Annotated in this window: 13 protein-coding genes (1 of these 13 only partly in view); 7 read left to right on the top strand and 6 right to left on the bottom strand. The window is 71.0% G+C overall.

Annotated features, from left to right (window positions below; genetic code table 11):
- The first annotated feature begins 1 nt into the window (after position 1).
- Complete coding sequence (locus DFI_RS01670) at positions 2–223, top strand: hypothetical protein (protein WP_022800418.1); 222 nt, start codon at positions 2–4, stop codon at positions 221–223.
- Between the two features lie 127 nt (positions 224–350).
- Positions 351–1,547, top strand: coding sequence for an NAD(P)/FAD-dependent oxidoreductase (locus tag DFI_RS01675; protein WP_027463493.1), 1,197 nt, complete (start codon positions 351–353; stop codon positions 1,545–1,547).
- Between the two features lie 28 nt (positions 1,548–1,575).
- Here the strand turns inward: DFI_RS01675 and DFI_RS01680 are convergent, their stop codons facing one another.
- A complete protein-coding gene (locus tag DFI_RS01680) occupies positions 1,576–2,106 on the bottom strand; it encodes a dihydrofolate reductase family protein (protein WP_027463492.1) in 531 nt (176 codons plus the stop codon).
- A gap of 184 nt (positions 2,107–2,290) precedes the next feature.
- Positions 2,291–2,947, bottom strand: a complete 657-nt coding sequence (locus DFI_RS01685; RefSeq protein ID WP_051307998.1) for a metallophosphoesterase family protein — start codon at positions 2,945–2,947, stop codon at positions 2,291–2,293.
- 42 nt (positions 2,948–2,989) lie between these two features.
- Between DFI_RS01685 and DFI_RS01690 the strand changes: the two genes are divergently transcribed.
- Positions 2,990–3,553 (top strand): GNAT family N-acetyltransferase, encoded by a 564-nt coding sequence (locus DFI_RS01690; protein WP_051307996.1) that lies wholly within the window; start codon positions 2,990–2,992, stop codon positions 3,551–3,553.
- Positions 3,554–3,638: 85 nt separating this feature from the next.
- Positions 3,639–4,538, top strand: coding sequence for an arginase (gene rocF, locus DFI_RS01695; RefSeq protein WP_027463490.1), 900 nt, complete (start codon positions 3,639–3,641; stop codon positions 4,536–4,538).
- A gap of 77 nt (positions 4,539–4,615) precedes the next feature.
- Here rocF and DFI_RS01700 read toward each other — a convergent pair whose 3' ends face one another.
- Entirely contained in the window at positions 4,616–5,185 is a 570-nt protein-coding gene (locus tag DFI_RS01700) for a DinB family protein (protein ID WP_043778730.1), read from the bottom strand.
- Between the two features lie 40 nt (positions 5,186–5,225).
- Positions 5,226–6,227: a tRNA dihydrouridine synthase gene (locus DFI_RS01705; protein ID WP_043778728.1), complete on the bottom strand. Its 1,002-nt coding sequence runs from the start codon at positions 6,225–6,227 to the stop codon at positions 5,226–5,228.
- A 58-nt stretch (positions 6,228–6,285) separates the two neighbouring features.
- Here DFI_RS01705 and DFI_RS01710 point away from each other — a divergent pair, with 58 nt between their 5' ends.
- The 3 genes from DFI_RS01710 (at position 6,286) to DFI_RS01720 (ending at position 8,051) form a co-directional block, all read left to right on the top strand.
- Entirely contained in the window at positions 6,286–6,957 is a 672-nt protein-coding gene (locus tag DFI_RS01710) for a class I SAM-dependent methyltransferase (protein ID WP_027463489.1), read from the top strand.
- 58 nt (positions 6,958–7,015) lie between these two features.
- Positions 7,016–7,732, top strand: coding sequence for a sporulation protein (locus tag DFI_RS01715; protein ID WP_229829581.1), 717 nt, complete (start codon positions 7,016–7,018; stop codon positions 7,730–7,732).
- A 100-nt stretch (positions 7,733–7,832) separates the two neighbouring features.
- Positions 7,833–8,051: a hypothetical protein gene (locus tag DFI_RS01720; protein ID WP_022800408.1), complete on the top strand. Its 219-nt coding sequence runs from the start codon at positions 7,833–7,835 to the stop codon at positions 8,049–8,051.
- A gap of 22 nt (positions 8,052–8,073) precedes the next feature.
- On the opposite strand, the gene DFI_RS01725 is transcribed toward DFI_RS01720, so the two are convergent.
- Both DFI_RS01725 and rlmB read right to left on the bottom strand, forming a co-directional pair.
- On the bottom strand, positions 8,074–8,985 hold the full coding sequence (locus tag DFI_RS01725; protein WP_027463487.1) for an aldose 1-epimerase: 912 nt from the start codon (positions 8,983–8,985) through the stop codon (positions 8,074–8,076).
- Positions 8,982–9,038, bottom strand: the 3' end of a protein-coding gene (rlmB, locus tag DFI_RS01730) for a 23S rRNA (guanosine(2251)-2'-O)-methyltransferase RlmB (protein ID WP_027463486.1). It continues 669 nt past the right edge of the window; the window shows 57 of its 726 coding nt (coding positions 670–726); its start codon lies off the right edge, out of view — the gene reads right to left on this strand; its stop codon occupies positions 8,982–8,984. The genes DFI_RS01725 and rlmB overlap by 4 nt, the downstream gene beginning before the upstream one ends.

Below are 9,038 nucleotides of genomic sequence, written 5' to 3' on the forward strand. Positions count from 1 at the left end.
CATGAGAATTCCCTTCACCCGCGCCGCCCGGGGCGGCAAGCTCGGCAAACTGCTCTTCTACGCGCCTATCGCCATCGAGGTGCTCACGCTGTTACGCGGCGCCCAGAAGAAAAAAGGCAAGTACGCCAGGGCCCGCAGGCGCGACCGCGCCGTGGATTTCATGCTCGGACAGGCCCAGAAGCGCCTGAAAACGCCGCCCACCCGGAAACGCGGCTGGTTCTGACCCGCCTGCTCCCAAGGGACCCCTGTGCGGGTCCTATTTTCATGGACATTTACCTTATGGTCCGGCTCGCTTGAGATGGCACGCCAGCCCGCAATCGCGTGCCACACGTCCCCCTACAGTCGCCGGCATGGACCTCCGCGCTGGCCGCGCCTACTGGCCCACCACCAACGGGCTGATGCACTCCTACCCTCCCCTCACGGCCCCCGAGCGGGCGGACGTGCTGGTCATCGGCGCGGGCATCACCGGCGCGCTGCTCGCCGACGCCCTCACGGACGCCGGCCTGGACACCGTCCTCCTGGACCGCCGTGACGCCGCTGCCGGCAGCACCAGCGCCAGCACCGCCCTGCTGCAGTACGAGATCGACACTAACCTCGTGGACCTGATTCCCATGATCGGTCAGCGGGACGCCGAGTGCGCCTACCACCTGTGCCGGGGCGCCATCGACCGCGTGCGGGATCTCGTGCAGGACCTCCCGGACGACTGCGGCTTCCGCGCGAACGGCAGCCTGTACTACGCCAGCAGCAAGAAAGACGCCCGCATGCTGGACCGCGAATATGCGGCCCGCACCGCCGCCGGCCTGAGCGTCGAGCACCTGGACGCCGCGTCCGTGCAGGCCCGCTTCGGCATCGAGGCGCCCGGAGCGCTGTTCAGCCCGGACGGCGCCGAGGTGGACCCCTACCGCCTCGCGCAGCACCTCCTGCACCGCGCGCAGGCCCGCGGGGCGCGCGTCTACGACCGCACCGAGGTCACCCGCCTTGACTCCGTCCGCGGCGGCTTCACCGCGCACACCAACCGCGACGCCGCCGTCCGCGCGAAATGGGTGATCGTCGCCGCCGGGTACGAGGCCGAGAAGTTCCTGGGCCGCCGCCTCGCCCAGCTGAAGAACAGCTACGCCCTGGTCACCGAGCCGCTGGCGCCCGTGCCCTGGCCGGAAGCGTGCCTGATCTGGGAAACCGCCCGCCCCTACCTGTACGCCCGCACCACCGACGACGGCCGCATCATCGTGGGCGGGGAGGACGACGACCATCACAGCCCCGAGCGCCGCGAACGCATGCTGACCCGCAAGACCCGCCGCCTGGAACACAAGATCGAACAGCTGCTGGGCCTGGACGTCGAGGTCGCCTACTCCTGGGCCGGCACCTTCGGGGAGACGAAGGACGGCCTGGCGTTCATCGGCCCCCAGGAGAAGGGTTCCCGGCTGCTGTTCGCCCTGGGGTACGGCGGAAACGGCATCACCTACAGCGTCCAGGCCGCCCGCATGCTCACCGGGCACATTCTCGGCCGCCCCGACCCGGACATGCACATCTTCCGCCTGGACCGCTGAGCACGGCCCGCGGCGCCGCGACCTCCTGTCAGGCCGGAACGTACACCAGCCGGACCACGTCCTCCGCGAGCCGCTCACTGGACTTCAGCCGCAGGGGTGGCCGCGGCCCGGCGAAATAGGGCCTGCCCTGACCCAGCACGACCGGGTGCAGGTAGATCCGGTATTCGTCAATCAGGCCAAGCCCGCCGAGACTGTGCGCCAGGACCGGTCCTGCCACGTCGATCTCCCCGTCATGCCCGGCCTTCAGGGCGCGCACGGCGGCCCCAATGTCGCCCCGGAGCAGCGTGGCATTGGGCCCCACCGATGCCAGAGTGCTGGAGACGACCCATTTCGGCTGGCGGCGCCACGCCGCCGCGAACGCCTGCTCCGCCTCGGTCCACTCCGGATCATCGTCGTCCCAGTAGCGCATGACCTCGTACATCCGGCGGCCGTACACGCTGCCCGCCAGCGCCTGCGCTTCCCCGATGAAATGCCGGAACAGGTCGGGCCCCGGCGCGAAGGCCTCATGATCCACGTAGCCGTCCAGGGACTGGTTCATTCCGAACACGAGCTTGGCCACCAGCGGCCTCCTTGCCTGACGTGCCCCGGCGGTCCCGGGAGCGCTGAGCGGTGGGGAGTGAACGATCAGGGCATGGTACCGCGCACGATGCAGGCAGGAGCAGCCGGGATGCCGGGCGCCGAACGGCCGTGACGGGGCCTCCGAAGTCGCCTTACAGAGACTCTTCCCGAGCAGGTGCGGCAGGTCAGAGGTCCAGGATCCGGTACCCGTAGGCGTTCACGACCCGCGCGCCGCTGTCCGCGTCCAGGTACTCGGTCTTTTTGCCCTCGTACTCGTGGATGTGGCCGTGCACGACCAGGGCGGGCCGGGTGCGGCGCATGAAGGCGTTCAGTTCCGGGGCGCCGCGGTGCGCGTGGTCCGTGCCGGCGTGCGGGCCTTCCGGCGGGGCGTGGGTGAGCAGCACGTCCACGCCCCGCCGCGCCTGCCACGCCAGCAGCCGCAGGCCCCAGGCCGCCTGCCGGGGCGTGAACTGCCCGGGGCTGTCCTGGCCCTCGTGGGGGGTGCGGTACTGGGGCACGCCGCCCCACCCGGCGATGCGCAGGCCCGCGACCTGCACCACGCGGCCGTGCGCGCGGACCACGCCGCGAGGCGGGAGGCGCAGGTCGCCTTCGTGCACGTGTTCGTTGCCATGGTTGCCGTGCACGTACACGACCGGCACGGGCAGTTTGGTCGCCAGGAACTCCAGGTAGTCGCCGGGCAGGTCCCCGGCGGCCAGCACGGCGTCCACGGGGGGCAGACCCGCGGGGAAGGCCGCGCGGTAGATGTAGGGGTGCACGTGGTCGGCGACCAGCAGCAGCCGGGCGCGGCGCGGGTCGGTCGGGGTGGGGGTGGGGTGCGTCATCTGGCAGATGTCCGGGTGATCCCCACACACTAGCCTGCGCGGGTGCCTGTGCTCCAGACGCCGCGCCTCCTGCTGCTTCCCCTCACCCGCGCCCTGATCGAGCGCCGGCTCCAGGAGGAGGCCTTCGAGCACGTGCTGGTCACGCCGGATGGGCCGCTCCCGGTCACGTTCACCGCCCAGTGGCCGGGGGACCCGCTGCCCCTGTTTCCCGCGAAGCTGGAGCGCCTGATCCGCGCGGGGCTGGCAGAGGCCCCCGGGTCCTTCGTGGCCGTGACCCGGGCGGACGGCCGGGCGGTGGGGCAGCTGGGCGGGAAGGGCGGCGTGGACGCGCAGGGGGCCGTGGAGATCGGGTACGGGTTCGCCCCGGCCGACTGGGGTCAGGGGTATGCCACGGAGGCGGTGCGCGCCCTGACCGCTCATTTCCTGCAGGAGTCCGGCGTGCGGACCGTGACCGCGCAGACGGCCGTGGCGAATCCCGCCAGCCGCCGCGTGCTGGAGAAGTGCGGGTTCCGGCAGACCGGGACCGCCTGGGATGAGGAGGACGGCGACCTGCTGACCTGGGCGGTCACGCCGGCCACCCTCACGAATGGATATTCAATTGAATAATTCATGCGCCTTGCCCTCCGAGTTCAGCGACACATAAACTTGCAGCCGTAAGGCATACCCGCGTTCCCCCCTTACGCTGAGGGCCATGAACGTCTCCATCCTCGGCATTCCCATGGACCTCGGCGCCGGCCGCCGCGGCGTGGACATGGGCCCCAGCGCCCTGCGTAACGCCCACCTCGCCGGCCGCCTGCGCGAACTCGGCCACACCGTCACCGACCACGGCGACCTCAACGTCCCCATCCCCGAGACCGTGGACAAGCACAAGACCGCCGGGTACGTGTTCCTGAACCAGATCATCGACTCCTGCCGCGCCACCGTGCAGCGCGTCCGCGACCTGCCCGCCGGGGATTTCCCCATCACCATCGGCGGGGACCACAGCGTCAGCATGGGCACGGTCACCGGCAACGCCCTGCGCGGCCCCGGCTCGCCGCGCCGCACGGGTCTGCTCTGGGTGGACGCCCACACCGACTACAACACCCCGCAGACCAGCCCCAGCGGCAACATTCACGGCATGCCCGTCGCGCACCTCACCGGCCTGGGCAACCCGGACCTCGCGGGCCTGGGCGGCGGCTGGCACATGCGCCCCGAGGACATCGTCATGATCGGCATCCGCAGCGTGGACGCCCAGGAACGCGAGCTGATGCGCGAGGCCGGCATCAAGGCCTACACCATGAAAGACGTCGATCAGCTCGGCATCACCCGCATTCACGAGGAGGTCATGGAACGCCTGGGCGGCGTGGACGCCCTGCACGTGTCCTTCGACGCGGACGCCCTGGACCCCAGCGTCGCGCCCGGCGTGGGCACCCCGGTTCCCGGCGGCCTGACCTACCGCGAGGGGCACCTCCTGATGGAACTGCTGTGCGAGTCGGGCCGCGTGACCAGCCTGGACATCGTGGAGGTCAACCCCATCCTGGACACCCGCAACCAGACGGCGGACGTGATGGTGGGCATGGCCGCCAGCCTGCTCGGCCAGCGCATCCTGTAATTACGGCGCTTCCCCTGACCGGGGAGCAAAGGAGAGAGGCGCACCGGAATCATCGGTGCGCCTCTCTCTGCCCTGGCTTACGCCTCGTCGTCCTCGCCGTCGATGGGATAATCCTCCACCCCGCCACTCTGCGCGGCGGTCACCTGCGGCCGGGCGAACCGGAAGTAGTCCAGCCAGGGCGGGGTGTGGCCCAGCTGGCGGACCATCAGGGCGATCTGGGCGGTGTGGCGGACCTCGTGGGTCATCACGTGCCACATCAGCTGGTCCAGGGTGACGGTCTCGCTGGTGGGGTCGTCCTGGATGAGTTTGACCTGTTCACTCAGGTCGGGGTTGCTGTGCAGGAAGGTGCGGGTGCGGTCGGTCACGGTCCGGCCGTACTCGATGATCCAGGCCAGGTCGTACTGCTCGGCCTGCGGTTTGACCCAGTCGTGGGGGTACGCCTTGGCGAGGCCGTCCTTGCGGGCGACGCCGTGCACCCAGTGGTCTTCCACGTCCAGAACGTGCAGCAGGAGGTCCTTGATGTTGTGGAACCGGTCACCGCCCTCGATCAGGTCGCGGTTGAGGTCGTCGGCCGGGAGGGCCCGCAGGTAATTCCACAGTTGCTCCCGCGCAGCGGACAGGTAGGCGTAGTACTCCTGGACATTCATGGGCGTCTCACAGCATAGCCTCTGGGATCAGTCAGGTTCGTCACACGGCGGCCTGGGCCCCCGGGGGGGTGGGCGCGGCAAGGTCACCCGTCCCGGCCAGGAGCGGGGCGAGCACCTCGCGCACGTCCTGCACGGTCGTGACCTGCACGAGCGCGTCGCGGAGCTCCGGGTGATCCGGCAGGTATTTGGGCAGCACCTTGCGCAGCGGCCTGAGCGTGAGGCGGCCGGTGTCGTCGTCATAGAAACGCTCCTGCAGTTCGGCGTGCCGTAGCGCCGTCCGGGCGCGTTCCGGGGCGGGCGGGAGGTCGTCCGTGTCGGCGCCGGTCGCCAGCGCGCGGAACAGCCAGGGGTTCCCGACCGCGCCCCGGCCGATCATGACGGTCGCCACGCCCGTCACCTTCCGGGCGCGGGCGGCGGCCACGCTGGTGACGTCGCCGCTGCCCACGACCGGCACGTCCACTGCGGCGGCCACGCGGGCGATGGCGTCCCAGTCGGCCTCGCCGGTGTACCGCTGGGCGCTCGTGCGGCCGTGCACGGTGATCAGGTTCACGCCGGCCGCCGCGAGGCCCTGCGCGACCTCCACGCTGCGGTCGTGGTCCCAGCCCAGCCGGATCTTCGCGCTGACGTCCAGGGGGGTGGCGCTCTTCATGGCGCGGATCAGCTCGAAGGCCGTCTCGGGCGTCTGGAGCAGGCACGCGCCGCCCTTGCCGCGCACCTTGGGCACGGGGCACCCCATATTCAGGTCGATGGCGGCCGGGTGAAACCAGTCCTGCACCTGCCGCGTGGCCTGCGCGAGGATGTCCGGGTCGGCGCCGAACAGCTGCACCACGCGGTTCGTTTCCCCGTCGAAGGGGCGGCCCAGGGTGAGGTTCTCAGTGTCGCCGCCCAGCACCAGGCCGCGGGCGCTGATCATCTCGCTGACCGTCCACAGCGCGCCCTGTTCGCTGGCGAGCTGCCGCATGGGGGCGTCGCTGTACCCGGCCATGGGGGCCAGCACCGCGCCCGGGTGCTGAAGTCTGGAGTGGTAGAAGCCGCCCTGCATCCGGCCAGGGTACCCCATCCGGCGCCGCGCGAAAGGGGAGACCGGGTACGCTGCGGTCATGACCGAGCCCGTGCCGTCCGTTCATTCCCGGGAGGGGTACGCGCGGCTGGCGCGGGAACTGGCCGGGTACGCCCACCCGTGGCGGCGGGAACTGCGCGGCCCGGACCCGGAGCTGACCTTCGACCTGCTGCTCTCCTCGCTGCTCACCCCGGAAACCCGGGTGCTGGAGGCCGGCTGCGGGCACGGCCCGGACGCGCGGCGCTTCGGGCCACTCGCGGCGTCCTGGACCGCGTACGACTTCATCCCGGAGTTCCTGGAGCGGGCGCGGCGCGAGGCCCCGCACGCGCACTTCCACGAGTGGAATGGCCGGGGCGCGGTGCCCGCCGGCCTGCGTGGCCCGTTCGACCTGATCGTGTCGCGGCGCGGCCCGACGAGCGTGATCCTGCGCCTGCCGGAACTCGCGGCGCCCGGCGCGCACTTCCTCTCCGTCGGGCCCCGCCGGCACGTCCCGCAGGTCCCGGAGCGTCTCGCGCAGGTGGGCTGGACCGTGCTGGGCGAGTGGCAGGTGTCCGTGCGCGCATTCGCGCCTACCTGGGAGGACTGGGTGACCCGATGCCGCTTCATGGATGAGGAAGTGCGCCCGGAAGAGTGGGCGACGCGGGCCACGCCGCGGGGCCTGCCCTATCAAGAGGAAAGGCACATCGTTCTGGCTGGTCCGGGCGAATCGTGACTCCGGGAACTCTTCCGGCACAGGCCACGTAAGGCAGGCTATGGGTTTCCTGAAACGAATGATGGCGGCCGTCGGTGTGGGCGGCGCAAGTGTGGACGCGCAGGTGCAGAACACGGCCGTGCGGATCGGTGAGGCGGTCACAGGCGTGATCGTGATTCGCGGCGGCGCCGTGGACCAGCGTGTGGAGCGCATCAACCTGGGCCTCGCCACCCGGTACCGCACGGACGACGGGTACGCCACGCACCAGCTGTTCAAGCAGCAGGTCGTGCCGGCCTTCGACCTGCGGCCCGGCGAGACTCGGGAATTCCCGTTCAGCCTGCCCGTCCCGGCCGGCACGCCCCTGACGCTGCCCGGCACGCAGGTGTGGCTCGCCACGGACGCCGACATCGCCGGCGCCATGGACCCCGGCGACCAGGACCAGCTGCAGATCCTGCCGTCCCGCGAGCAGGAGACGCTGATCACGGCAGCGCAGCAGCTGGGCTTCACGCTGTCCGGCAGCGAGGTCGAGTACCACCACGGGCAGATCGCGCAGGAACTGTCGTTCCGGCCGCCGTACGGGCAGTACCGCGTCTCGGAGATCGAGATGATGATGTTCCCGCAGGCGGGCGGCCTGGACGTCATCCTGGAAGTGGACCGCCGCGCGACCGGCATGGCCAGCCTGTTCACCAGCGAGTTCGAGCAGCGGGGCCGCTGGCACCTCGGCGCCGGTACGCTCGCGCAGGGCCCGGCGGCGGTGGCGCGAGAACTGGAGGCGCGCATCCGCGCCCTGCTGTAACGGCGCCCTTCACACGCGGGGTCTTCACCTGTGGGCTGGTGAAGCCCCCGTTACCGTGCGCCCATGCCCGTCCAATCCGGCCGGCCCAGACTGAGGGGCCATGTCTCATGCCTTCGTGAAAGAGGAAGCCGGCCAGCCCTGGACGCCCCCCACCGGGGAGCGCGCCTACCGGGTGGTGTGGGTGGGCGACACCCGGCCGGAAGTGCTGCGTGAAACCGACGACCTTCTGGACGCCCTGCACTGGATGGCGGGGCGGCCCCGCACGGGCTTCGAGGTCCGTGACCGCCACGGCGTGCTGCTCGCCACGACCGCCGCCTGAGGCCCAGTCCAGGTAGGTCCGGTCAGCTCCAGTCGCCGCCTAGCGTGAACCGCACCGCGCCCGCCAGGCTCTGCCCGGGGGTAAGGACGCGCATGTCCGTGCCGTGCACGCCCCGGGCCGCCAGGTTGAACGCGTCGGTGGCGTGAGAGACGGGTTCCAGGGCCAGGGTGCCGTCCGGCGCGGTGAAGGCGATCAGGTGAGAGAACACGTTGTCGGCGGTGATCGTCAGGGAGCGCGTGCCCCAGTCCAGGCGGGCGACGCCGTCCCAGGCGGTGTAGGCGCGGTCCACGTGCCGGTCGCCCAGGCGGGTGGGCGTGCGGTGGTCCTCGTCCGGGTGGACGGGCCGCGCCCCGGCGAGCGGGAGCAGCCGCTCGTCGGTGTCGTAGGTGAGGGCCGCGTCGAACTCCACCAATGGGTCCACACCATCCTGGCGGCGCGCAAAGTAGGGGTGCAGGCCCAGGCCGGCCGGCATGTCGGTGGTGTCCGCGTTCGTCAGCGTGAGGCTGGTGTCCAGGTGCGGGCCGTGCAGCAGGTATTCGGTCACGGCCGTGAACGCCCAGGGCCAGTTCATGTCCGGGAAGGCACGACTGTCGAAGGTGCAGCGCAGGTGCGCGTCACTGACCCGTTCCACCTGCCAGGGCCGGTTACGGACGTCCCCGTGCTGAGCGAGACCGTCTTTCGTGGTGGGGGTGAGTTGCACGTCCTGCCCGTGGAAGGGAAAGTGCGCGTCGCGGATGCGGTTGCTGTAGGGCAGCAGCGTGAAGCTCGCACACTGGCTGCTGCTGCGCACGCCGGCCGGGTCCACCGGGCGCAGCACCGGCCGGCCGGACGCGGCGCGCAGGTTCAGGATGCTGGCCCCCAGTTCCGGCAGCACCTGAAGGATCAGGGCGCCGCTGCGGACCGTCATGACGTCCAGGTCGCGTTCGGCGGTCATGCCCGTTTCCGGGTGGCTTCGTACAGCAGGATGCCGGCCGCCACCGACGCGTT

Source organism: Deinococcus ficus, assembly GCF_003444775.1.
Classification (GTDB): domain Bacteria; phylum Deinococcota; class Deinococci; order Deinococcales; family Deinococcaceae; genus Deinococcus; species Deinococcus ficus.

Coding starts and splice junctions, on each gene's coding strand:
- DFI_RS01715 (WP_229829581.1), top strand. CDS start 7,016: ATGATGGCGGCCGTCGGTGTGGGCGGCGCAAGTGTGGACGCGCAGGTG.
- DFI_RS01670 (WP_022800418.1), top strand. CDS start 2: ATGAGAATTCCCTTCACCCGCGCCGCCCGGGGCGGCAAGCTCGGCAAA.
- DFI_RS01710 (WP_027463489.1), top strand. CDS start 6,286: ATGACCGAGCCCGTGCCGTCCGTTCATTCCCGGGAGGGGTACGCGCGG.
- DFI_RS01705 (WP_043778728.1), bottom strand. CDS start 6,227: ATGCAGGGCGGCTTCTACCACTCCAGACTTCAGCACCCGGGCGCGGTG.
- DFI_RS01725 (WP_027463487.1), bottom strand. CDS start 8,985: ATGACCGCCGAACGCGACCTGGACGTCATGACGGTCCGCAGCGGCGCC.
- DFI_RS01675 (WP_027463493.1), top strand. CDS start 351: ATGGACCTCCGCGCTGGCCGCGCCTACTGGCCCACCACCAACGGGCTG.
- DFI_RS01700 (WP_043778730.1), bottom strand. CDS start 5,185: ATGAATGTCCAGGAGTACTACGCCTACCTGTCCGCTGCGCGGGAGCAA.
- rocF (WP_027463490.1), top strand. CDS start 3,639: ATGAACGTCTCCATCCTCGGCATTCCCATGGACCTCGGCGCCGGCCGC.
- DFI_RS01720 (WP_022800408.1), top strand. CDS start 7,833: ATGTCTCATGCCTTCGTGAAAGAGGAAGCCGGCCAGCCCTGGACGCCC.
- DFI_RS01685 (WP_051307998.1), bottom strand. CDS start 2,947: ATGACGCACCCCACCCCCACCCCGACCGACCCGCGCCGCGCCCGGCTG.